This is a genomic window from Phenylobacterium sp. (genome assembly GCF_046290725.1).
Taxonomy (GTDB): Bacteria; Pseudomonadota; Alphaproteobacteria; order Caulobacterales; family Caulobacteraceae; genus Phenylobacterium.
Genome location: NZ_JBKBUH010000001.1, coordinates 377968 through 400515, shown reverse-complemented (window position 1 = coordinate 400515; position 22548 = coordinate 377968). Strand labels below are relative to the sequence as shown.

22 protein-coding genes are annotated in these 22548 nt (G+C 69.2%); 14 read left to right on the top strand and 8 right to left on the bottom strand.

Translation table 11 applies throughout. The features are described from left to right. Positions 1 to 22 precede the first annotated feature (22 nt). Entirely contained in the window at positions 23 to 565 is a 543-nt protein-coding gene (locus ACK41C_RS02150) for a GNAT family N-acetyltransferase (protein WP_409649911.1), read from the top strand. On the opposite strand, the gene motA is transcribed toward ACK41C_RS02150, so the two are convergent. Further along, positions 562 to 1431 (bottom strand): flagellar motor stator protein MotA, encoded by an 870-nt coding sequence (gene motA / locus ACK41C_RS02145; protein ID WP_409649908.1) that lies wholly within the window; start codon positions 1429 to 1431, stop codon positions 562 to 564. The two genes, ACK41C_RS02150 and motA, sit on opposite strands and share 4 nt — an antisense overlap. 114 nt (positions 1432 to 1545) lie before the next feature. Here motA and ACK41C_RS02140 point away from each other — a divergent pair, with 114 nt between their 5' ends. Further along, positions 1546 to 2859: an MFS transporter gene (locus ACK41C_RS02140; protein WP_409649905.1), complete on the top strand. Its 1314-nt coding sequence runs from the start codon at positions 1546 to 1548 to the stop codon at positions 2857 to 2859. Here the strand turns inward: ACK41C_RS02140 and ACK41C_RS02135 are convergent. Next, positions 2856 to 4127 carry a lytic murein transglycosylase gene (locus tag ACK41C_RS02135; RefSeq protein ID WP_409649901.1) on the bottom strand — a complete coding sequence of 424 codons (1272 nt, stop codon included), beginning with the start codon at positions 4125 to 4127 and terminating at the stop codon, positions 2856 to 2858. The two genes, ACK41C_RS02140 and ACK41C_RS02135, sit on opposite strands and share 4 nt — an antisense overlap. A gap of 167 nt (positions 4128 to 4294) precedes the next feature. Here ACK41C_RS02135 and ykgO point away from each other — a divergent pair, with 167 nt between their 5' ends. Next, positions 4295 to 4420 carry a type B 50S ribosomal protein L36 gene (ykgO, locus tag ACK41C_RS02130; RefSeq protein ID WP_012523667.1) on the top strand — a complete coding sequence of 42 codons (126 nt, stop codon included), beginning with the start codon at positions 4295 to 4297 and terminating at the stop codon, positions 4418 to 4420. 19 nt (positions 4421 to 4439) lie between these two features. After that, complete coding sequence (locus ACK41C_RS02125) at positions 4440 to 5042, top strand: HAD family hydrolase (RefSeq protein WP_409649898.1); 603 nt, start codon at positions 4440 to 4442, stop codon at positions 5040 to 5042. A gap of 152 nt (positions 5043 to 5194) precedes the next feature. On the opposite strand, the gene folE is transcribed toward ACK41C_RS02125, so the two are convergent. Next, positions 5195 to 5779: a GTP cyclohydrolase I FolE gene (gene folE, locus ACK41C_RS02120; protein WP_409649895.1), complete on the bottom strand. Its 585-nt coding sequence runs from the start codon at positions 5777 to 5779 to the stop codon at positions 5195 to 5197. 130 nt (positions 5780 to 5909) lie between these two features. On the opposite strand from folE, the gene ACK41C_RS02115 reads away from it, so the two are divergent. After that, positions 5910 to 6176, top strand: coding sequence for a DUF2312 domain-containing protein (locus ACK41C_RS02115; RefSeq protein ID WP_409649892.1), 267 nt, complete (start codon positions 5910 to 5912; stop codon positions 6174 to 6176). Then, entirely contained in the window at positions 6173 to 6490 is a 318-nt protein-coding gene (locus tag ACK41C_RS02110) for a hypothetical protein (protein WP_409649889.1), read from the top strand. Before ACK41C_RS02115 ends, ACK41C_RS02110 begins: the two co-directional genes overlap by 4 nt. A gap of 107 nt (positions 6491 to 6597) precedes the next feature. Here the strand turns inward: ACK41C_RS02110 and ACK41C_RS02105 are convergent, their stop codons facing one another. Further along, positions 6598 to 8079 carry a sigma-54-dependent transcriptional regulator gene (locus tag ACK41C_RS02105; RefSeq protein WP_409649886.1) on the bottom strand — a complete coding sequence of 494 codons (1482 nt, stop codon included), beginning with the start codon at positions 8077 to 8079 and terminating at the stop codon, positions 6598 to 6600. A gap of 228 nt (positions 8080 to 8307) precedes the next feature. Here ACK41C_RS02105 and ACK41C_RS02100 point away from each other — a divergent pair, with 228 nt between their 5' ends. From ACK41C_RS02100 to ACK41C_RS02090, 3 genes are all read left to right on the top strand, one after another. Next, positions 8308 to 8955: a metal-dependent hydrolase gene (locus ACK41C_RS02100; RefSeq protein ID WP_409649883.1), complete on the top strand. Its 648-nt coding sequence runs from the start codon at positions 8308 to 8310 to the stop codon at positions 8953 to 8955. Between the two features lie 88 nt (positions 8956 to 9043). Then, positions 9044 to 11170, top strand: coding sequence for a PQQ-dependent dehydrogenase, methanol/ethanol family (locus tag ACK41C_RS02095; protein ID WP_409649880.1), 2127 nt, complete (start codon positions 9044 to 9046; stop codon positions 11168 to 11170). Positions 11171 to 11227: 57 nt separating this feature from the next. Continuing rightward, the gene (locus tag ACK41C_RS02090; RefSeq protein ID WP_409649878.1) at positions 11228 to 13018 is read left to right on the top strand and encodes a M3 family oligoendopeptidase; all 1791 of its coding nucleotides are present in this window, start codon (positions 11228 to 11230) and stop codon (positions 13016 to 13018) included. Here the strand turns inward: ACK41C_RS02090 and ACK41C_RS02085 are convergent. After that, positions 13015 to 13659, bottom strand: coding sequence for a TetR/AcrR family transcriptional regulator (locus ACK41C_RS02085; RefSeq protein WP_409649875.1), 645 nt, complete (start codon positions 13657 to 13659; stop codon positions 13015 to 13017). The genes ACK41C_RS02090 and ACK41C_RS02085 overlap by 4 nt on opposite strands. Before the next feature lie 62 nt (positions 13660 to 13721). On the opposite strand from ACK41C_RS02085, the gene ACK41C_RS02080 reads away from it, so the two are divergent. Then, positions 13722 to 15890, top strand: a complete 2169-nt coding sequence (locus ACK41C_RS02080; RefSeq protein WP_409649872.1) for a beta-glucosidase — start codon at positions 13722 to 13724, stop codon at positions 15888 to 15890. A gap of 6 nt (positions 15891 to 15896) precedes the next feature. Here ACK41C_RS02080 and ACK41C_RS02075 read toward each other — a convergent pair whose 3' ends face one another. The 3 genes from ACK41C_RS02075 to ACK41C_RS02065 form a co-directional block, all read right to left on the bottom strand. Continuing rightward, entirely contained in the window at positions 15897 to 17243 is a 1347-nt protein-coding gene (locus tag ACK41C_RS02075) for an amidohydrolase family protein (protein WP_409649869.1), read from the bottom strand. Next, positions 17243 to 18694: an amidohydrolase gene (locus tag ACK41C_RS02070; protein WP_409649866.1), complete on the bottom strand. Its 1452-nt coding sequence runs from the start codon at positions 18692 to 18694 to the stop codon at positions 17243 to 17245. The genes ACK41C_RS02075 and ACK41C_RS02070 overlap by 1 nt, the downstream gene beginning before the upstream one ends. A 90-nt stretch (positions 18695 to 18784) precedes the next feature. Further along, positions 18785 to 19333 carry an AAA family ATPase gene (locus ACK41C_RS02065; protein WP_409649864.1) on the bottom strand — a complete coding sequence of 183 codons (549 nt, stop codon included), beginning with the start codon at positions 19331 to 19333 and terminating at the stop codon, positions 18785 to 18787. 56 nt (positions 19334 to 19389) lie between these two features. On the opposite strand from ACK41C_RS02065, the gene ACK41C_RS02060 reads away from it, so the two are divergent. From ACK41C_RS02060 to ACK41C_RS02045, 4 genes are all read left to right on the top strand, one after another. Then, on the top strand, positions 19390 to 19866 hold the full coding sequence (locus ACK41C_RS02060) for a PaaI family thioesterase (protein WP_409649861.1): 477 nt from the start codon (positions 19390 to 19392) through the stop codon (positions 19864 to 19866). Next, positions 19866 to 20930 carry an alpha/beta hydrolase gene (locus ACK41C_RS02055; RefSeq protein WP_409649858.1) on the top strand — a complete coding sequence of 355 codons (1065 nt, stop codon included), beginning with the start codon at positions 19866 to 19868 and terminating at the stop codon, positions 20928 to 20930. The genes ACK41C_RS02060 and ACK41C_RS02055 overlap by 1 nt, the downstream gene beginning before the upstream one ends. A gap of 68 nt (positions 20931 to 20998) precedes the next feature. Continuing rightward, positions 20999 to 21226 carry an aa3-type cytochrome c oxidase subunit IV gene (locus ACK41C_RS02050; RefSeq protein WP_409649855.1) on the top strand — a complete coding sequence of 76 codons (228 nt, stop codon included), beginning with the start codon at positions 20999 to 21001 and terminating at the stop codon, positions 21224 to 21226. A gap of 185 nt (positions 21227 to 21411) precedes the next feature. Then, the gene (locus ACK41C_RS02045; protein ID WP_409649852.1) at positions 21412 to 22545 is read left to right on the top strand and encodes a Re/Si-specific NAD(P)(+) transhydrogenase subunit alpha; all 1134 of its coding nucleotides are present in this window, start codon (positions 21412 to 21414) and stop codon (positions 22543 to 22545) included. Positions 22546 to 22548 lie beyond the last annotated feature (3 nt).

The window sequence follows — 22548 nt, the reverse complement described above, 5'->3', positions numbered from 1 at the left end:
GCGACGCGCCTAAGCTCGGCCCGTGATCCAGACCGAGCGCCTGATCCTTCGTCCCTATCGCGAGAGCGACCGCGATCCGTTCGCCGCGCTCAACGGCGACCCGCGCGTGGGCGAATGGCTGGGCGGCGTGCTCGACCGTGTGGCCAGCGACGCCCTGATGGATCGGATTCAGGCCCACATCGCCGAGCGCGGCTGGGGGCTGTGGGCGGCCGAGCGCCGCGCCGACGCAAGGCTCGTGGGGTTCATCGGGCTTTCCACGGTCGCGGAGGGCGCCCTGCCGATCGGCCCTGCGGTGGAGATGGGCTGGCGTCTGGCTCCCGACGCCTGGGGCGGCGGGCTCGCCACTGAGGGAGCAAGGGCGGCGCTCGCCTGGGGCCTCGCGCACATCGACACGCCCGAGATCGTCGCTTTCACCGGGGCGACGAATCTGAACTCCCAGGCCGTCATGCGCCGCATCGGCATGACGCCGGATCCGGCGCGGGACTTCGACCATCCCCGCCTGGCGCCGGACCATCCCTTGCGCCGGCACGTGGTCTATGTGGCGCGGAGGCCGCCGGGGAGTTAGGCCTCGTTCGGGATCGAGGAGAGCGCCTCTTCCAGCTCCAGGAAGCTCGGCTGGGCGCCGGAGGGGACGTTGCCGCGGCCGATCTCGACCGAAATCTGTGCGGCGTTGCCGTGCAGGTGCGCCACAAGCACCGACTGGATGATCTTATAGTAGGAGTGCTCCTCCTCGATCAGCTCCTTCAGCCGGTTGGCCATCGGGCCGACCAGGCCATAGGCCAGGAACACGCCAAGGAAAGTGCCGACCAGGGCGCCGCCGATCATGCCGCCCAGCACCTCCGGCGGCTCGGTGATCGAGCCCATGGTCTTGATGACCCCCAGCACGGCCGCGACGATGCCCAAGGCGGGCAAGGCGTCGGCCATGTTCTGCAGGGCGCCGGCCGGGGCCATGGCCTCGTGGTGATGCTTCTCCAGCTGTTTCTCCATGGCGTCCTCGACCTGATGCGGGTCTTCGAGGTTCATGGTCATCATCCGCAGGGTGTCGCAGATGAAGTCGACGGCGAAGTGGTCCTTCATCACCTTCGGGAAGCGCGAGAAGATCGTGCTCTCCTTGGGGTTTTCGATGTGGCTCTCCAGGGCGATCACGCCCTTGGACTTCATCGTCTTGGTCAGCAGGAACAGCAGCGAGAGCAGGTCGCGATAGTCGGAGGCCTTCCATTTGGCGCCGGAGAACACCTTCCCCAGACCCGACAGCGTGCCTTTGATCACCGGAATCGAGTTGCCGATCAGGAAGGCTGCAATCCCCGCGCCGCCGATGGCCATCATCTCGTGGGGCAGGGCGTGCAGGATCACGCCCATCTTGCCGCCGGCCAGGATGTAGCTGCCGAACACCAACGCAAACAGCAGCACGATGCCGATGATCTGAAACATGGCTTAGGCTTTGCGTCCCCCGCGTGAGGCGCCAGATTCGCGATTAATGCTTAATTCGAGGTGAGCATCTTCCGGGTTTGCGCAGCGTCGCGGCGCGGCTTAACAGCTCAACCCATGCCCAGGATCGCGCCACCGCCGGACGGCCTGCCAAAGGGGTCGTTCGCGATCATCTTCAGCGTCTCGCTGGTCACGGCGATGGGCAATACGGGCATGATCTCGGTGCTGCCCGCCATCGGGCGGTCCATCGGCATCCCCGATCCCATGGTGGCGGCGATCTTCTCGCTCTCGGCCCTGCTCTGGGCCTTCTCCTCGCCCTTCTGGGCGCGCGCGTCGGACAAGTACGGCCGCAAGCCGCTGATGCTGATCGGCCTGACGGGCTTCATGGTCTCGATGATCGCCTGCGGCCTGGTGGTCGGCGCCGGCCTGGCGCACCTGGCCACGCCGATGGTGATCTTCGGCCTGTTTCTCCTGGCGCGGGCGCTGTTCGGCCTGTTCGGCGCCGCCTCGAACCCCGCCACCCAGGCCTATGTCGCCGAGCATACGCCGCCTGAGCAGCGGACCCAGTCGATGTCGGCCCTGGCCGGCGCATTCGGCCTGGGCACCGTGATCGGCCCCTTTCTGGCGCCGGTCTTCGTCCTGCCGATCATAGGGCTGGCCGGCCCGATGTACGGCTTCGCGCTGCTGGCCGGCGCCATGCTGTTCGTGGTCTGGAAATACCTGCCCGAGAGCCAGCACATGGTGCGCGAGGACGAGGCGCCGAAGGCGGACGGCGTCCCTGCGGTGAAGGCCAGGCCGATGTGGCGCGACCCCCGGGTCACGCCGTTCCTGATCTACGGCTTCATCGTCGCCGTCTGCCAGACGGCCCAGGCCCAGACGCTCGGCTTCCTGATCATCGACAAGCTGAAGCTCTCGCCCATGCAGGCCCAGGGCTTCATCGCCATCGCCATGATGTTCGGGGCCGTGGCCGGCCTGCTGGCCCAATGGGGCATCATCCGCATGTTCGAGATGACGCCGCGCCAGCTCCTGCGGTGGGGCGTGGCGGTGGCGGCGCTCGGCAACGTCATCGTCGCGCTGCAGCCGACCTACGCCGCGGTGGTGGCGGGCTACGCCATATCGAGTCTCGGCTTCGGCCTGGCGCGTCCCGGCTTCACGGCGGGCTCGTCGCTCGCGGTGGATATGCACGAACAGGCCCGCGTCGCAGGCGCTATCGCCGCTGTCAACGGCGTCAACGTGGTGCTCGCCCCGGCCTTCGTCTGGCTCTATCAGGCGATCGCCCCGGCGCCCTTCGTGCTCAGCGCCCTCTTGATGCTGGCCATGCTGGCCTACGCCTTCCGCAATCCGCAGCTGCGCAACGCTCATCCCCAACCGGCCACTCGCGCCGACGCCGCCAAGGCGACGCTGGAGAAGCGCGACGAGGGCGGGGTCTAGATCGCGCCTGCCTGGTCGGCCTCGACGTTCAGGCGGCGCACCATCTCGGCGTTCAGATAGCCGTCGGCCGTCAGGCCCCGCGACTTCTGCCAGGCCCGCAGCGCCTGGCGGGTATTGACGCCCACCACCCCGTCCGGCTCGCCCGGATTAAAGCCGAGCTTGGTCAGCGCCACCTGGGCGGATATCCGATCGGACAGCGAAAGCGGCGTCTCAGTCGGCCAGGACCTGACCAGCGGCGCGGCGCCGGCCATGCGGTCGGCCAGCAGACCGACGGCCAGGGCATAGGCGGTGGAGTTGTTGTACTTGCGGATCGAGAAGTGGTTGGGCAGCAGCAGGAAGGCCGGTCCGCCCGCGCCGGCCGGCGCGACCAGCTGGGCCGGGGCGGCCGCATCGGCTGCGCTCCAGGACCGTCCGTCGGCTCGGCGCACGCCACGCTCGCTCCACCAGCCGGACGGCTCGCGCGGCCCCTCGGTCAGGGAATAGTCGAAGCCCGGCGGCAGGGCGACTTCCTGCGCCCAGCCCACCCCCCGCGCCCAGCCGCCCTTGGCCAGCAGGTTGGCGGCCGAAGCCAGGGCGTCGGCCCGCGAGCCCCAGATATCGCGCTTGCCATCCCCGTCGGCGTCTACGGCGGTGGAGAGATAGTTGGAGGGCAGGAACTGGGTCTGGCCCATGGCGCCCGCCCAGGAGCCCTTCAGCTGGGCCCGGGCGGCCTCGCCCGAGCCGATGATCCGCAGGGCGGCGATCAGCTCGCCTTCGGCCCAAGCGCGGCGGCGGCCATGATAGGCCAGGCTCGCCATGGAGCGGACAACGTCGAAGTCGCCCTGGACCGCGCCAAAGGCGCTCTCCATCGCCCAGATGGCGATCAGGATCTCACGGGGCACGCCATAGCGCGCCTCGATCTGCGGCCAGAAGGAAAGCTCGGTGCGGAACCGCTGGCCCCGCGCAATCCGGTCGTCGGAGACGGCGCCGCGGATGTAGTCGCCGATGGGGCGGGAGAACTCCGGCTGGGCCGAATCCAGCGACATCACCCGCGGATTGGGCGTCAGCCCCGCCAATTCCCGGTCCAGAACCGGCGCGCCGATTCCCCCCTGCAAGGCCTTGCGATAGAAGTCCCGCGCCCAGGCGTCGAAGCCGGCGTCGCCCGAACTGACCGTAGGCGCTGGGGGCGGGGGGGCCTGGGGCGTGGGCTGACCGGCGGCCGGCACAAAATTGGCCGAAGGATCGGCGCAACCCGCCGCGAGCAGAACGATGAATGACCGGCGGTCCATTTGGAGGAATCTAAAGGCGTCGGGCGCTGGGCGTCCATCACAAGCCCGTCAGCCGGCTGCGCCGCAGAGACGCCGCCCACGGCATTGACTCCACGGCCAGGCCCCCTTATACGCGCCGGCTCCTGTAAGACATCGACGCCCTCGCGGGCGCCCATGAGATCACGGTCATGAAGGTCAGAAGCTCGCTCAAGTCGCTCAAGACTCGCCACCGCGACTGCAAGCTCGTGCGCCGTAAGGGCCGGGTTTACGTCATCAACAAGACCGATCCGCGCTTCAAGGCCAAGCAGGGCTGAGGACGCGAAGGTCCCGGAGATGCCGAAAGCGGTTCTCTGGGACGTCGGCAACGTCATCGTGCGCTGGAACCCGCGCACGCTCTACGAAAAGTTCTTCGAGGAACCGGCCGAATGCGACCGGTTCCTTTCGCATGTCTGCACCATGGAATGGCACGTCCGGCACGACCTGGGCGTGACCTTCGAAGAGAACCGCAAGCCGCTGCTGGACGAGTTCCCGGAGTACGCCGAGGCGATCCTGGCCTGGGAGCAGCGGTGGTGGGAGATGTTCTCCGGAACGATCGCCGAGGCCGAGGCCGCCATCGAGGCCCTGCACGCCCGCGGCGTGCCGCAGTTCGTGCTCTCCAACATGTCCCACGAGGTGTTCGACGGGATCACCGCCATGAGTCCGGCGTTTCGGCGGATCGAAGGCTTCGTCATCTCGGCGAACGAGAAGCTGATGAAGCCGCAGCCGGAAATCTATCAGCGCGCCTGCGAGCGGTTCGGCTGCGCGCCGGAAGACTTCCTCTTCGTCGACGACAGCGCCTGGAACATCGCCGCGGCGGCGGAGCTGGGCTTCGACACCCTGCACTTCACCGATCCGGCGGCGCTGCGCCCGGCGCTGGAGTCGCGGGGGCTGCTGTAACCCCGAGTGTCATCCCGGTTTGCGAAGCAAGACCGGGACCCATTCGCGCCCGATCTGATCGGATGGAACGACGCGCGAGCCGCATCCTGGGCCATCCGGTGTTCATAGGTCCCGGTCTTCGGCTGCGCCGAAACCGGGATGACACGCTGGCCTCATCCGTTCCGCACCAGCTCGAAGAACTCCTGCCGCGTCCGCGGATCGTCGCGCACCTCGCCCAGCAGGTGGCTGGTGGTCAGGCGCGAGCCGGGGGTGTTGACCCCACGCATGGTCATGCAGCTGTGCTCGGAGACCACCACCACGCCAACGCCCTTGGGGTCGAGGATGTCCTGGATGGCCTCGGCGATCTCGGCGGTCAGCTTCTCCTGGATCTGCAGGCGCCGGGCGAAGCCGTGGACCACGCGCGCCAGCTTCGAGATCCCGACCACCCGGTTGCGCGGCAGATAACCCACATGCGCCTTGCCGAGGAAAGGCAGCATATGGTGCTCGCAGAAGCTGACCACGCGGATGTCGCGCAGCACCACCAGCTCGTCATAGCCGCCGACCTCGTCGAAGGTGCGCTCGAGATACTCGCGCGGATCGGCCTCATAGCCGGAGAACAGCTCGCGGTAGGACTTGGCCACCCGCTTGGGCGTGTCCAGCAGGCCTTCGCGGTCAGGATCGTCGCCCGCCCATTCGATGAGCGTGCGGACCGCGGCTTCGGCCTCTTCCTGGGTGGGGCGGGGCTTGGTTTCGGGCATGGGAAACTCCGCGTCGATCCGCCTCAACGGACGGCGTGCGGCGAAGGTTCAGCGCCCTGGTGACAGCGCCGGGGCGCGCCGCTAGTTTCCGCGCCTTTCCGACACCCCCGACTCGCGAGAGCCTGCCTCCATGTCCGACGACAACCCCCACGGCGACATCCTGAACCAGGCCGCCCAGGGCCAGCTGAAGAGCATCATCGAGCGCGTCGAGCGGCTGGAGCAGGAGAAGGCCGAGATCGCCGAACAGATCAAGGAAGTCTTCGCCGAGGCCAAGGGCAACGGCTTCGACGTCAAGGTGCTGCGCAAGGTCGTCCGCATCCGCAAGCAGGACCGGGCCAAGCGGATGGAGGAGGAGGCGATCCTCGACCTCTATCTCTCGGCGATCGGAGAGATTTGAAGCGGGGGCCGCCCGACCGGAAGGCGCAGGCCAAGCGGGCCGCGCTGAACGCCCTCAAGCGTGCCCGCCGCCAGGCCGACCGGGCGGGCGTCAAGCTCTCCGACTGGGAGGGCGAGTTCCTCGGCTCGGTCGAGGAGCGGGTCAAGACCTACGGCCGCGCCTTCGGCGATCCCGAGAAGGGCGCGCCCGGCGAGGCGCTGTCGGCCATGCAGGCGGTGAAGCTCAAGGAGATCGCCGCCAAGGCCAAGGGCGAGAAGAAGGAGCTGGCGCGCAAGCCCTTCCGCCGTCGCGCCAAGCCTTATTCAGAAGACTAATCCAATACCGATCACCCCGGCGAAAGCTGAGGTCCAGGCAGCCTTTCCGCTACTCCAACTCAGCTTGGGTCCCGGCCTTCGTCGGGATGAGCTGAGGAGCGCCTTGCTTAGGCCGCCGCCGTGTCGCCCTCGTTGGAGGCTTCCTTGATCACCCCTTCCAGCCCTTGCTCGCGAACCTTGCGATAGAGGGTGGAGCGGCCGATGCCGAGGCGGCGGGCGACCTCGCTCATATGGCCGGCATAGATCTCGATGGCCAGCTGGATCAGATCGCGTTCGATCTCCTCCAGCGTCCGCAGGTGTCCCCGATGGTCAAGGATCCGCACCGGCGCCTCGGCGGCGGGCGTCTCGCCGCCCGCGGCCGGGACAGGCGCCGGAACCGCAACGGCGGCAGGCAACGCTTCGGGCGGCGGGGCCGCGATCCCGGAAATGGCGGGGAAGTCGTAGGGCTGCAGATAGGGCGCGTCGGCCAGCACGATGGCGCGATAGACCGCGTTCTCCAACTGGCGCACGTTGCCGGGCCAGTCATAGCCGGTCAGCAGGGCGAGGGTCTCGGGCGAGGCGCCCACCACCGACTTGCCTTCCTCCACATTGAAACGGCGGATGAAGTGATCGAGGAGGGCCGGGATGTCCTCGCGCCGCTCGCGCAAGGCCGGCGCTTCGATGGGGAAGACGTTCAGGCGATAGAACAGGTCCTCGCGGAAGGCGCCGTCCTTCACCGCCTGTGTCAGGTCGCGATTGGTGGCCGAGACGATGCGCACGTCCACCTTGACCGAGCGCTTCGCGCCGACCGGGTCGATCTCGCTCTCCTGCAGGGCGCGCAGCAGCTTGACCTGGATGTCCAGGGGCAGCTCGCCCACCTCGTCGAGGAAGAGCGTTCCGCCGTTGGCTTCCTGGAACTTGCCCAGATGCTTGTCGGTAGCGCCGGTGAAGCTGCCCTTCTCATGGCCGAAGAGGATGCTCTCGACCAGGTTCTCCGGAATGGCGCCGCAGTTCACCGCCACGAACGGCTTGCCGGCCCGGTCGGACGAGCCGTGCAGGGCGCGCGCGATGACCTCCTTGCCGACGCCGCTCTCCCCGGTGATCAAGATGGGAATGGACGACTTGGCCGCCCGCTCGCCCATGCGCTTGACCATGGTCATGGCCGGCGAGGTTCCCACCATGTCGGCGAAGGTCATGCGCCCGGTGGCGTGCTTCTTCAGCCGTTCCACCTCACCCTTCAGGGCGCCCATCGAAAGCGCGTTGCGGATCGAGACGATGATCCGCTCGGGGCTGGCCGGCTTGACGAAGAAGTCGACGGCGCCGGCCTGCATGGCCTGGACAACCGTATCGATGCCGCCGGTGGCGGTGAGCACCACCACGGGCTGGGCGAACCCACGGGCGCGCATCTCCTTCAGGGTTTCCTGACCGGAGAGGCCGGGCATGTTCAGGTCGAGCAGGACAAGGTCGCAGGGCGCGCCCGACTGCAGCCGCGCGATGGCCTGGTCGCCGTTCTCGGCATGTGCCACGGCGAAGCCTTCGCGCTCCAGGACCGCCTGGATCAGCCGGCGTTGCGTCGGGTCGTCATCGACGACGAGGACCGTCTTGGACATCTGAAAACACCCACACCTGAAACGGACGCTGACCTCTTCGGGCCAGGCTCTTCTTGACCCGGATTGGTACAGGGCCGGGGTAAAGGCGGGGTTTCGGACTCCTGAGTCGGGGGTTAACGGACGAGGGGCCGCCGGCTGCATTTCCGAATGGCTGAAGTTCGGAAAACGGCGGTTGCGCCGCGCGTCCGCCAAGCTCAACCATGGCGGTCGAGAGGGAAGGACGCCGCCATGTTCGTGGGCCACTACGCCGCCGCCGTCGCCGCCAAGGCCGCCGAGCCGCGCGCACCGCTCTGGACCTATGTCATCGCCGCTCAGCTGGTCGACATCGGCTGGGGCGGCCTGGTCATGGCCGGCGTCGAGAAGGTCCGGATCGATCCCACCCTGCCGGGCAGCGCGCTCGACCTCTACCATATGCCCTGGACGCACAGCCTGCCGGCGGCGCTTGCCTGGTCGCTGGCCGGCGCGCTGCTCGCCCGCCATGCGCTCAGGCTCTCCTGGCGGCCGGCGGTGTTCGTCGGGCTGGTGGTCTTCTCCCACTGGCTGCTCGACCTCCTGGTGCACCGGCCGGATCTCGAGCTGTGGTTCGGCGGGCCGAAGGCGGGGTTCGGGCTCTGGAACTATCCGGTCCCCGAACAGGCGGTGGAGATCGGTCTTTTGGGGCTGGGAGCCGCCGCCTGGGCCTGGGTCCGCGGCCGGGCCGGCCGCAGCCTCTGGCCGGTGCTGGTGTTCCTGGCGGCGCTTGTGGCGGTGCAGATCGTGGCCATGCTGATGCCCGGCGGCGGCGATATGGTCGGCCTCGGCGCGACGGCCATCGCCGTCTACCTGGTCCTGGCGGCGCTCGCCTGGGCGCTGGACCGGCCCGGCGGCACCGCCTGACGCGGCGGAAATCTTGCCGGTTCCACGGATCGGCCGCACAGTCGCCCGCGAAGGCCGCGCTTGAACGGCCAAGAGGGAGGCGTGATCCATGAAGACCCTGAAACTGGCGGCCGCCTTGGCGGCTGCGGCGCTCTTGGCGGCATGCGGCCAGGGCGGCGGCGGGGCCGCCAATGTGGATGGATCGCGGATCGCCGCCGGCGCGCCGGGTGAATGGCTCTCCTACGGCCGGACCTATGACGAGCAGCGGCACAGCCCGCTCGACAAGATCAACGCGTCCAATGTCGGCCAACTCGGCTTGGCCTGGTTCTATGAGTTCGACACCGACCGCGGGCAGGAAGCCACCCCGCTGATGGTCGACGGCGTGCTCTACACCACCACCGCCTGGTCCAAGGTCTACGCCTTCGACGCCAAGACAGGCGCGCTGAAGTGGTCCTACGATCCGAAAGTCGAGGGCGCCAAGGGCTTCGACGCCTGCTGCGACGTGGTCAACCGCGGCGTGGCGGTGTGGAAGGGCCGCGTCTATGTGGGCGCGCTGGATGGGCGGCTGATCGCGCTCGACGCGGCCACCGGACGCGAGGTCTGGTCCGTCCAGACCACCGACACCTCAAGGCCCTACACCATCACCGGCGCCCCGCGGGTCATCAAGGACAAGGTCCTGATCGGCAACGGCGGGGCCGAGTACGGGGTGCGCGGCTACCTCTCGGCCTATGACGCGGCCACGGGCAAGCTCGTCTGGCGCTTCTACACCACGCCGAACCCGAACGGGCAGCCCGACAACGCCGCCTCCGACAAGGCGATGAGCGAGAAGGGCGCGGCCACCTGGTTCGGCGAGGGCTGGAAGGCGACCGGCGGCGGCGGCACAGTCTGGGACGCCATGGCCTACGACCCCGAGCTCGACATCCTCTATGCGGGTGTCGGCAACGGCACGCCCTGGAACCATCAGAAACGCTCCGACGGCAAGGGCGACAATCTCTTCCTGTCCTCGATCCTGGCCCTCAAGCCGGACACCGGCGAATATGTCTGGCACTACCAGACGACCCCGGGCGAGAGCTGGGACTACACCGCCACCCAGCACATCATCCTGGCCGACCTGACGCTCGACGGGCAGCCGCGCAAGGTGCTCATGCAGGCGCCCAAGAACGGCTTCTTCTATGTGCTCGACCGGGCGACGGGGCAGCTCCTCTCGGCCAAACCCTATGTGCCCATCACCTGGGCCACGGGCGTCGACATGGCGACCGGCCGACCTATCGAGACGCCCGGGGCGCGCTATACCGATGCGCCTTCCTTGCAGGTGCCCGCGCCGTTCGGCGCCCACAACTGGCATCCGATGGCGTTCAATCCCACCGAAGGCCTGGTCTATATTCCGGCCCAGGTGCTGCCTTTCGGCTATGTCGATGACGCCGGCTATCAGCATCGTCCCGGCGCCTGGAACGTCGGCACCGACTTCCTCGCCAACGCCCTGCCCGACGACCAGGCCCAGATCGCCGCCGTCAAGGCCATGGTGAAGGGCCAGCTCATCGCCTGGGACCCGGTGGCCCAGCAGGCCCGCTTCACCATCGAGCATCCGTTCTTCTGGAACGCCGGCGTGCTGTCGACGGCCGGCGGCCTGGTGTTCCAGGGTGCGGCCCAGGGCGAGTTCGCCGCCTACAGCGCCGCCGACGGCAAGAAGCTCTGGAGCTATCCCACCCAGAACGGGGTGATCGCCGCGCCGTCCACCTACGAGATCGACGGCGAGCAGTATGTGGCGCTGATGGTCGGCTATGGCGGCGCCGGGGCCCTGTCCGCGCCGGCCTTCCTGCCCGACCGCCCGCGCCTGCCAGGGCGCCTTATGGTCTTCAAGCTGGGCGGGACGGCCCAGGCGCCGGCCTATGAGATCCCCGAGCCGCCGACCATCGACCTGACGGGCGTCAGCTCCCGCGGCGACCTGCGTCGTGGTTTCGAGCTCTACCATCAGAACTGCCAGGTCTGTCATGGGCCGAACGCGGGCGGAGCCTTCCTGCCCGACCTGAAGCGTTCGCAGATGCTGCTGGGCGAGGAGAGCTGGAAGTCGGTGTTGATCGACGGCGCCCTGGCGCCCCGCGGCATGGCCAGCTTCTCGCGCTTCATCGATGCCCGGGGCGCGGAGGATCTGCGGGCCTATGTCCTGTCGGAAGCGCGCAAGACGTCCCGGGCTCCGACGGTCGAAGGGGCGAGGGGGCCGGCGCCGAAGACTTGAGGCGGGGTGGCGGTCGGGCGGTGGCGGCGGGCCGCCCGAACCGCTAAATCCTCCCCCATGAACGCGCTTGTAAAGCCCGAGACCCTGCCGCAGTGGCGGCTCGACGACCTCTATTCCGGCCGAGAGGATCCCCGGATCGAGGCCGACCTGACCGCGGCCGCGGCGACCAACCAGGAGCTGACGGCCCTGAAGGGCCGGTTCCTGGAGCTGCGGAGCCAGCCGCGCGAGCTGGGTGAACTCCTCGACCGCGGCGTGTCGCTCTATGAGCAGGCCACCAACGGGCTCTGGAGCGTCGGCGCCTTCGCCTCCCTGGCCGCCTCCACCGCCCGCGACGATCCGGCCTGGGCGAAGTTCGAGGCCGACTTCCGCGCCCGCGCCGCCCAGATCGCCGCCGAGAGCCTCTTTTTCACCCTCGAGCTCAACCAGCTGGAGGACGCCGAACTCGAGGCCGCGCTTTCCGCCCATCCGCCCGCCGCCCGGTGGCGGCCCTGGCTGCGGCGCCTGCGGCTGACCCGTCCGCATGAGCTTTCTCAGGACCTGGAGCGGCTGCTGATCGACCGCGGCCCGGCGGTGGCCAACTGGATGCGGCTCTGGGACGAGACCCTGGCCCGTCTGACCGTCAAGGCGGGGCGCGACACGCTCACCCTGTCCGAGGCGCTGAACCGCCTCTCCGATCCAGACGCCGGTCGCCGGCGGCAGGCGGCGCAAGGCTTGGCCAAATCGCTGGAGGAGCGGACGCCGGTGCTGTCCCTGGCGCTCGACACGCTGGCCTTCGAAAAGCAGGTTGAGGACCGCTGGCGGAGCTATCCCACTCCGGCGGCCTCGCGCCATATCGCCAACGAGGTCGACGCCGACGCCGTGGAGGCGCTGGAGGCGGCGGTGGTCGAGTCCTACCCTGCGGTCAGCCATCGCTACTATGCGCTCAAGGCCAAGGTCATGGGGCGCAAGACCCTCGACTACTGGGACCGCAACGCCCCGCTCGACGCCGCCCAGCCTCGCACCTACGGCTGGGATGAGGCCAAGGGCATCGTTCTGGAGAGCTTCTCGGCCCTGGCCCCCAAGTTCGCCGACACCGCGCGGGTCTTCTTCGATCAGCCCTGGATCGACGCGCGCCCCCGGCCGGGCAAGCAGTCAGGCGCCTATTCGCATCCGGTGAACGCCGATCGGCACCCCTATGTGTTCCTGAACTATATGGGCGAGCGGCGGGACGTGCTGACCTTGGCCCACGAGCTCGGCCACGCCGTGCACCAGACGCTCTGCGCGCCGCTGGGCACGCTGCTGGCCGATACGCCTCTCACCCTGGCCGAGACCGCCTCCATCTTCGGCGAGGGGCTGGTGTTCGAGCGGCTGCTGGCCCAGGCGACGCCGGAGGAGCGCCGCGGCCTGCTGGCCGGGAAGATCGAGGATGGCCTCAACACGGTCGTGCGCCAGATCGCCTTCCATCGCTTCGAAACCCGGTTCCACGCCGCACGGCAGGAAGGCGAGCTGTCGGCCGAGCAGATCGGCGACCTATGGCTGGAGATCATGGCCGAAAGCCTGGGCCCCGCGGTCAAGCTCAATTCCGGCTACGAGCACTATTGGGCCTATGTCAGCCACTTCGTGCATGCGCCCTTCTACGTCTACGCCTACGCCTTCGGCGACCTCCTGGTCCGTGGCCTGATGGAGAAGCGGCGGGAGGATCCGGAAGGCTTCGCCCCGCTCTATGAGGACCTGCTCGCGGCCGGCGGCGCCCGCACCTATGTGGAGGCGCTCGCGCCTTTCGGGCTCAATCCGCGGGAAAAGGCGTTCTGGGCGGCCGGCATGCGCCAGATCGAGCGCCTCGTCGACGAGTTCGAAACGCTCGTCTAATCGCGCAGCAGCAGGGAGAGCAGGGCCTCGGCATGGGCCTCGATCTCGGCTTCCTGCGAGGTGTCGACGCCGTAGGCCGCCTTCACCTCGCCGGCCAGGGTGAAGGGGGCCTGGGCGCCGGCCGAGAGGATGTAGATCAGTGAGCGCACCGGCATGCGCGGCAGGCGGCCCTCGTCCATAAGGGTCTCCAGCACCCGCGCCGTACGGCGGTGCTGAGGCTTGACGATCTCTTCTGCGATCCAGGCGACGCGGTCGTTCTCACCCGCCGCCTCCTGCACCATGATCCGTGCATGCTCCGGATTGCGGGCGCAGTAGCGCACATAGTCCCGCACGGCCTGGCGGAAACGCGCCTCGGCGGTCTGGCCGCGGCTGGCGCGCCAGCTCTGCGCCATTTCCTCGTCCATATGGTCGATCAGCCGCCGCAGGGCGGCGCGCCATAGCGCTCCCTTGTCCCCGAAGTGGTAGCGCAGCAGGCTGTGCTCCACCCCGGCCAGGGCGGCGATGTCGCGCATGGCCGCGCCCTCGAACCCCCGCTGCGAGAAAAGCGTCAGAGCCGCCTGCAGGATGGCCGCGCGCGTCTCTTCCACCGGACGCGCGGCGCGCCCCGGACGGCCCCTCCTGCGTGGCGCGGTCGCGGTCATGGCCGCATTATTGCCCAGTTGTGCAAAAATGGATAGCGTTCTCCCAAACTGGAGGAAGCGCAATGTCTCTCGCCACGCAGCCTTGGATGGACGCCAGCCTTTCACCCGACGAGCGGGCCGAGCGGCTGGTGGAGGCGCTGACCCTCGACGAGATGATTTCGCTGGTGCACGGGCCGGGCCCCCATTTGATGAAGCCCGAGGAGATCCCCGCCGACTGCCGCCACGGCGCCGGCTATATCCCCGGTGTGCCGCGGCTGGGCATACCGGCGCTGAACGAGACCGACGCCAGCCTGGGGGTGGCCAACCTGCGCGGCGTTCCGGCGGGCGACGGGTCGACCGCCCTGCCCAGCGGGCTGGCGCTCGCCTCTGGCTGGGATCCGCAGATCGCCTATGACGCCGGAGCGATGGTGGGGGCCGAGGCCCGCGCCCGGGGGTTCAACGTGCTGCTGGGCGGCGGCGCCAATCTCACTCGCGAGCCTCGTTGCGGGCGCAACTTCGAGTACCTGGGCGAGGATCCGCTGCTGACGGGCGTGCTCGCGGGCGAAGCGATCCGCGGCGCCCAGTCCAACCGCATCGTCTGCACCCTCAAGCACTTCGCCCTCAACGACCAGGAGACCTGCCGCCACGTTGTGGACGCCCGGATCGACGAGGCGGCCCTTCGGGAGAGCGACCTGCTGGCCTTCCAGATCGCCATCGAGCGTGGCGAGCCCGGTTCGGTGATGAGCGCCTACAACCGGGTGAACGGCGAATGGTGCGGCGAGAACGACTTCCTGCTGAACAGCGTGCTGAAGGGCGACTGGGGCTATCGCGGCTGGGTGATGAGCGACTGGGGCGGCTGCCACTCGGGCGCCAAGGCCGCGCTCGCCGGCCTCGACCAGCAAAGCGGCGAGCAGCATGACAAGCAGGTCTGGTTCGGTGACCCGCTGAAGGCGGCGATCCGGGAGGGGGAGGTTCCCTTCGAGCGGCTCTGCGACATGGTCCGCCGCATCCTGCGCAGCCTGATCGCCTCGGGCGCGTTCGACGATCCGCCGGAGCCCGGCCCCATCGACTTCGACGCCCATGCGGAGATCGCCCAGACCGCGGCCGAGGCGGGGATCGTGCTGCTGAAGAACGACGGCGTCCTGCCGCTCCCCAGAGGCCTGAAGCATATCGCCGTGATCGGCGGCCACGCCGATGTAGGCGTGCTTTCCGGCGGCGGCTCCTCCCAGGTGCTGCCCTACGGCGGTCCGGCCCTGCAGATCCCCGTCGGCGGTCTGTCGGGAACCTTCGCCAAGGTGACCTATCACCCCTCCTCGCCGCTGCTGGCGATCCGGGAGTTGGCGGGCGAGGCCGAGGTGATGTTCGACGATGGGCGCGATCCCGCGGCCGCTGCGGCGCTTGCGGCGAGGGCCGACGTGGCGATCGTCTTCGCCGAGCAGTGGACGACCGAGGCCGAGGACCTGCCCGGCCTCGCCCTGCCGGACAGCCAGGACGCCCTGATCGCCGCCGTCGCAGCGGCCAATCCGAAGACGGTGGTGGTGCTGGAGACCGGCGGGCCTGTGACCATGCCCTGGCTCGACCAGGTCGCGGGCGTCCTTGAAGCCTGGTACGGCGGCTCACGCGGCGGCGAGGCCATCGCCCGCATACTCTTCGGCGAGGCGAACCCCTCCGGCCGTTTGCCCATCAGCTTCCCAAGGGGAGCCGAAGATCTGGTGCGGCCGGAAATCCCCGGACAGATCTTCGGCCCGCCGGTGGAGGGGCGAACCATCCCCACCTCGCGGCCGGACGTGCAGCAGCACAAGGGCCGGTTCTCGGTGGAGCATCCGGAAGGCGCCGATGTCGGCTACCGCTGGTTCGCGCGCGCCGGTAAGCCGCCCCTGTTCCCCTTCGGCTTCGGTCTTTCCTACACGCGGTTCGCCCATTCGGCCCTGCAGCTTTCCGGCGGCGAAACGGTGCGCGTGAGCTTGGAGGTGGCCAACACGGGCGACCGCGCCGGCGTCGACACGCCCCAGCTCTATGCGGTGGTGGACGGCGTTCCGCGCCTGGTCGGCTGGGCGCGGGTGAGCCTGGCGCCGGGGGAGGCGAAGCGCGTGGAGATCGAGGCCGATCCCCGGCTTCTGGCCCGCTACGACGTGAACCTCCCCGGCTGGCGCATCGAAGCCGGCCCCGTCGAGGTGTTCGTCGGGTCCGACGCGCGCACGCGAACCTTGGAGGGTCGAACCGAACTGGCCGCCAAGTCGATTCGACCCTAAGCCCGATCAGCGCGGATAGGCCACGGGATATGCGCCGGACAGGTCCTTGTAGCGATCGCGCAGGTCGAGCTGGCGCGACGTCATCGGTTGGGCCTCGCCTCGGATGAAGACCGCCGTAGGCTGCGAAAGCGGTTCGAACGGGTCGCCCGTCCAGATCACCACATCGGCTTCCTTGCCCGGCTCCAGCGAGCCGATGCGGTCGGCCACGCCGAACACCCGTGCGGGATTGATCGTCACTGCGGCCAGGGCGGCGGCGTAGGGCAGGCCATAGGCCGCCGCATTGCCGGCGTTGTAGCGCATCTCCCGCACCCGGTGGGCGCCGCCCTGGCCTTCGATGACCACGGTGACGCCGGCGGCGTGCAGGCGCGCGGCGTTCTCCAGGGTGGCGCCCAGCATCTCGAAGTTCTCGGGCCGGTCGGTCAGGGGATTGAGGATCACCGGAACCCCCGCCTGGGCGATCTCGGCGGCGGCCATCCAGCCTTCCTCGGCGCCATTGAGGATCAGCTTCACCCGCTCCTCGCGGGCGAACTTGAGCACCATGCGGATGTCGGAGAGCTTCGAGACCCGCGCGATGATCGGCGTGCGTCCCTCGATCACCGGGATCAGCGCTTCCAAGTCCGACTTCGAGAGCGCCAGATCCCGCAGGCCTGCCCGGTCGTAGGCGGTGCGATTGCGCATGTAGTCGCGGACGTCGCGGAACACCGCCTTCAGCGCCACGATCTGGGCGCCGCGGGCGCCGCCGGCGACCCGCGCCCCGCCGCCGCCGAACGGAACCACCATGCCGACTTTCGGCTGCATCAGGATGTCGGCGCCTTCGCCCAGGTGGATCACCGCCGCCTGCCCGCCGAACAGGGCGTGGGATCGCGAGTCGTCCCCGCCTCCGGCGGTGAGATCCTCGCCCTCGTCGCCGTGCATGTGGTCGCCCGTTCCGCCGCCCGCCGCGCGGGGCGTTACGATGGCGCGGGTGATGCCGGCCAGCCGGGCGACGGGGATCAGGGTCGACTGCGGATCGAGCCCGTATTGCACGTCGAAGGCCGCGCCGATCGCAGTGTTGCTGACCGCCACGTCGTCGCCGAGCGCACGGACTTCCACCGCGCCCAGATGGGCGTTGGCGGCCACGAGGCCGGGGGTCACCGTCAGGCCGCGGGCGTCGATGATCCGGGCTCCGGCCGGCGGAGAGAGGTTCGCGCCGACGGCGGCGATCTTGCCGTCGCGGATCACCACCGTGCCTTGCGGGATCTCTCCGGCGGGGCCGGCGGTCAGGATGCGGCCGCCGACAATGGCGACGGTTTCGGCGGCGGCCGGGGCCGCCAGGGTGAGCGAAAGGGCGAGGCCAAGGGCGAGCTTGCGCATCAGCGATTGGCCCCCTGGCCCAGTTCGAAGTCCGATTTCGGTTGATAGCGCGGGTCGCGCCGGTCGTAGGCGATCCCGCCGTCCACATAGACCCTCTCGGCCCGGGCGTAGACCGAGAAGGGATTGCGGTCCCACAGCACCACGTCCGCACGCTTGCCGGGCTCCAGCGCCCCGGTGTCGGTCAGGCCCAGCGCCTTGGCGGCGTTGGAGGTGATCCACTTGATGGCCTCGGCCTCGGAGATGTCGAGACCGGCGGCGCGGCCGGCGGCCAGGGCCTCGGCGGCTTCCTGGTTCAGGCGCTGGATCAGGTCGGGATCGTCGGACTTGATGACCGCGCAGCCGCCGGCGGCGTGCACCAGGGCGGCGTTGGCCTCGATCCCGTCCCAGACCTCCAGCTTGGCGCCCCACCAGTTGGCCCAGGTAGCCGCGCAGATGTCGCGGGCGGCCAGCAGATCGGCGATCTTGTAGGCCTCGGAGGTGTGGTGGAAGGTCGTGATGCGATAGCCGAACTCGTCGGCCACCCCGATCATCTGGGCCATCTCGTCGGCCCGGTAGCAGTGGTTCTGCACCAGGATCTCGCCCTTCAGCACGCCGGCCAGGGTGTCGAGCTGCAGGTCGCGCTTGGGCGGATCGGCCTTCTCGCCCCGGTCGGCCTTGGCGCGATAGTCGTCCCACTTGCGCATGTAGTCGGCGGCGTTGATCCAGGCGGTCCGATAGCCGGCCACATTGCCCATGCGGGTGGAGGGCGCGCGGTTGCGGCCGCCATAGACCCGCTTGGGGTTCTCGCCGCAGGCCATCTTCAGGCCGTACGGCGCCCCGGGATATTTCATCTCCTGCACCGTCCGCGCCGGGATGTTGCGCAGGGTGACCGAACGGCCGCCGATCAGGTTGCCAGAGCCCGGCAGCACCAGGATGGTGGTTACGCCGCCCGCGCGGGCGAGATTGAATCCCGGATCCTGCGGCCAGACCGAATGCTCGGCCCAGACGCCGGCGGTGTTGGGATCGGTGAGCTCATTGCCGTCGGAATGGGCGGGTGCCGAGGGCGAAGGATAGACGCCCAGGTGCGAGTGCGCGTCGATCAGGCCGGGGGTTACGTACTTGCCCCGCGCATCGACCACCTCATAGCCGGCCGGCGCGGCGAGGCCCGCCTCCACGCGCTCGACCTTGCCATCGCGCAGCAGCACCGTGCCGTTCTCGACCAGGGCGCCGGTTCCGGTGAAGACGCTGGCGCCGATCAGCGCCGTGGGACGGCTGGGCAGCGGCCGATAGGTGGAGGCGAAGGGATCATGTCCCACGGGGTCGAGCCCCTTGGGCAGCGCCTTGCCGCGAGAGGCGGCGGCCGACGGCTGGCCGCCGGACGCCGACGGTTCGGACTTGGTCGGCGCGGCGGTCGCGCAGGCCCCCAAGGCGGTCGCCGCAAGCAGAGCGACCGTCGTGCCCAATCTCCTCATTCGCCCCCCGTTGAACTCTGGTGAGCGGCGATAAGACACCGGCTTTCGTCCCCTGAACAAGCCGCTTCGGGGAATATTTTGCGCAGGCCCTCAGCCGGCCGCGGCCAGGGCGCGGCGGAGGCTTTCCTCGAGCGGCGGGGCGTCTTCGATGGAGAGCACCGGGCAGGGCAGGCTTGCGAGCCAGGCGCGATGCAGGGCGAGGCTGCGCCCCCGGAAGCTCGGGTCTTCATAGCTGCGCGCCCAGTCTAGGAACGCCCGACTCGCTTCATGCATCCGACCGCCGGGCTCGATCCCCGCCCCATACCTGCTCCGCTCGCGCGCTCGCAGCCGTTCCAGGCGCAGGACCGGCGGCACATAGAGGAAGATCACAAGGTCGAAGCGCGGGGTCAGCGCATCGCCCCAACCCATCAGGGAGCCGGAAATCACCCAGGCGTCGCGGCCGTGGAGTTCGCTCTCGATCCGCCGCAGCCGTTCGGCGGCCGGACGAGGGGTGGTGAAGGGCGGGTCGGTCGCCTCCCAGTAATAGGCGTCGGTGTCCAGGTGCGCGGCGCCGAGGGCCGGGGCCAGCGCCGCGCCCAGGGTCGTGGTTCCGGCGCCCGAAGGGCCGGTGATGTGGATGCGTCGGCGAGGCGGCGGCATGGCCAGGGCGTCTCCGTGCTTGCCATTTTTCAAACGGGCGTTAGTCAGCTTGCCCGATGTCCGACGATCTGACCGAAGTCCAGGCCGCCGTCGTGCCCGACGGCTATGTGATCAACCTGTGGCAGCGCGGCTTCGGCCGCACGGTCGGCCCGTTCTATTCCAAGCGCGACCCGGCCACCCAGGACGAGATCATGGCCTTCCGGGTCGAGGAGCACCACGCCAACGGCATGAACAACTGCCACGGCGGCATGCTGATGAGCTTCGCCGACATGGCCTGGGGGCGGGTGATCTCCAACAAGCGGCAGATCGGCTGGGTGACCGTGCGGCTGACCACCGATTTCCTTTCGGGCGCCCACATGGGCGACTGGGTGGAGGGAACCAGCGAGATCGTCGCCGAACAGGACGACATCTTCACCGTCCGGGGCCGGATCTGGTGCGGCGAGCGCACCCTGATGACCGGCACGGGCGTCTTCAAGGGAATCCGGTCGATCGTGCGCAAGCCGGGCGAGCGGGAAGTGCAGGGGGTAGGCTGATGGCTCTGGATCCGGCGATCAAGGAAGGTGCGCCTGTCGGCTACGAGGACCAGCCGATCCACACCGAGCCCGGCGCCCTGCCGCCCGAGGTGCAGGCGCCGCTGGCGCCCTTCCGCGGCCGCGAGCCGGATGCGCCCAAGTGGTTCCAGGACGCCGTCGCCAAGGCTCCGGAGCGCAGCTTCGTCACCTCGAAGGGTACGAAGCTGGAACTGCTCACCTGGGGCGAGGTGGGCAAGCCGGGCCTCCTCTTCGTGCACGGCAATTCGGCCCACGCCGACTGGTGGAGCTTCATCGCGCCGTTCTTCGCCGAGGACTATCGCGTGGCCTCCATGTCGCTGGCCGGCATGGGCGCTTCGGACTGGCGCGACACCTACGCCTTCCAGGACTTCGCCGAGGACGCCGAGGCCTGCGCACAGGCGGCCGGGCTCTACGAAGGCGGCCGCAAACCGGTCTATGTCGGCCACTCCTTCGGCGGCTCGCAGGTGTTCTACGCCGCCGCCAACCATCCGGACCGGATGCACGCCGCCATCCTCGTGGACGTGGGCTTCGGCGGCCCGCCGCCCGACTCGCCGGAAGGCAAGCGCATGCTGGAGGAGCAGCGCCAGCGCGAGGTGCGCAACATCCCGACCCCTGACCGGGCCCAGCGGGTCTATCCGGACATCGCTTCGGCCCTGGCGCGTTTCCGCCTGATGCCGCCGCAGGTGGCCGGCAACCTGTTCGTGGCCGACTTCATCGCCCGCCGCTCGCTCAAGCGCGCCCCGCTGGAGGACGGCTCGGGGGAGGGCTGGTCCTGGCGGTTCGATCCCAACATGTGGACCAAGCTGGACCGCTCGGCGATGATGGGGCTGACGGCTGGCGGCAAGCCGACCGTGACCACCCCCATGGCCCACATCTATGGCGACCGCTCGGTGGTGATGTCGCGGCGGGCGAGCAGCCAGCCTTCGCCCCTGCCGGACGACATCCTGGAGATCGCGATCCCGGACTCGGCCCACCACATCATGATCGACCAGCCCCTGGCCCTGGTGGCCGCCCTGCGCGCATTGCTCGCAGTCTGGCCGGCTTGAGCGGCCGCCCGGCTTCGTGTAGTCGCAGACCCGCTTCCTTCAAGATTTTCCAGAGAGACGGCGACCTCATGGCCTCCGAATATCACCGCGGCGACATGGACATCCAAGAGCAGGTCTCGACCTTCAAGCTCTTCATGGGCCTGACCAAGTGGGGCTCGCTGGCCCTGTCGGCCCTGCTGGTCCTGCTGGTCCTGTGGTTCTGCACGCCGGCCGGCTTCTTCTCCGGCTTCGTCGCGGCCGTGGTCATGACCGCTCTCGGCGTCCTGGTCCTGCGCGAAAAGGCGCCGGCCCACTAAGGCCCCATCTCTTCTCGGTCTGATCTCCCCCGGCGCCGCCCTGCGCCGGGGGATTTCGCGCGCCTGAACACTGCGCCAGCTCATTCAAACGTTTGTTCGAAAACCTCTGGTCGCTCGCTGGACAAGCGTGCGCGGGCGCCCCTATGGTCGCGCCGTTCACAAGGGCAGGAAGGGGATAGGGGCGCATGCCGGTCATCGCCGTCACGAAGGAACGCCGCGCCGGGGAGACGCGCGTGGCCGCCACTCCTGAGACGGTCAAGAAGCTGATCGGGGCGGGCTTCTCGGTGGTTGTGGAGGCGGGCGCCGGCGGCGCGGCGAACTTCGTCGACGCCGATTACGAGGCCGCCGGGGCCACTCTGGCCAGGGACCTGAAGGAGGCCGTCGGCCAGGCCGACATCCTCTTCAAGGTCCGCGCGCCCGTCGACGAGGAGATCGCGGCCCTGAAGACCGGCGCCATCGTCGCCGCCACGCTCAATCCCTATCAGGAGAAGGACGCCCTGCAGGCGCTCGCCGCCCAGGGCGCGACCGCCTTCGCCATGGAATTCGTGCCGCGGATCACCCGGGCCCAGGTGATGGACGTCTTGTCCTCCCAGGCCAACCTCGCCGGCTATCGAGCGGTGATCGAGGCGGCGGAGGCCTACGGCAAGGCCCTGCCGATGATGATGACCGCCGCCGGCACCGTGGCGGCCGCCAAGGTCTTCATCATGGGTGTGGGGGTGGCCGGACTGCAGGCCATCGCCACCGCCCGGCGTATGGGCGCTGTGGTTACAGCCACCGACGTGCGGCCGGCGACCAAGGAACAGGTGGAGAGCCTGGGAGCGAAGTTCCTGGCGGTGGAGGACGAGGAGTTCAAGAACGCTCAGACCGAGGGCGGCTACGCCAAGGAGATGAGCGCCGAATACCAGGCCAAGCAGGCCGAGCTGGTCTCCAGCCACATCGCCAAACAGGACATCGTCATCACCACCGCCCTGATCCCCGGCCGGCCGGCGCCGCGCCTGGTCTCGGCGGCGCACGTCGCCTCGATGAAGCCGGGCTCGGTGATCGTCGATCTGGCGGTCGAGCAGGGCGGCAATGTGGAAGGCGCGAAACTGGGCGAAGTGGCGCAGACCGCCAACGGCGTGAAGATCCTGGGCCGGCCGAACCTGCCCGGCCGCATCGCCGCCGACGCTTCGGCGCTCTACGCCCGCAACCTCTTCGCCTTCGCCGGCCTCTTCCTCGACAAGGAGGGCAAGCTCGCCCCCGACTACGAGGACGAGATCCTGAAGGCCGCGCTGGTGACCAAGGACGGCGCGGTCGTCCATCCCAACCTCAAGTCCTGACCG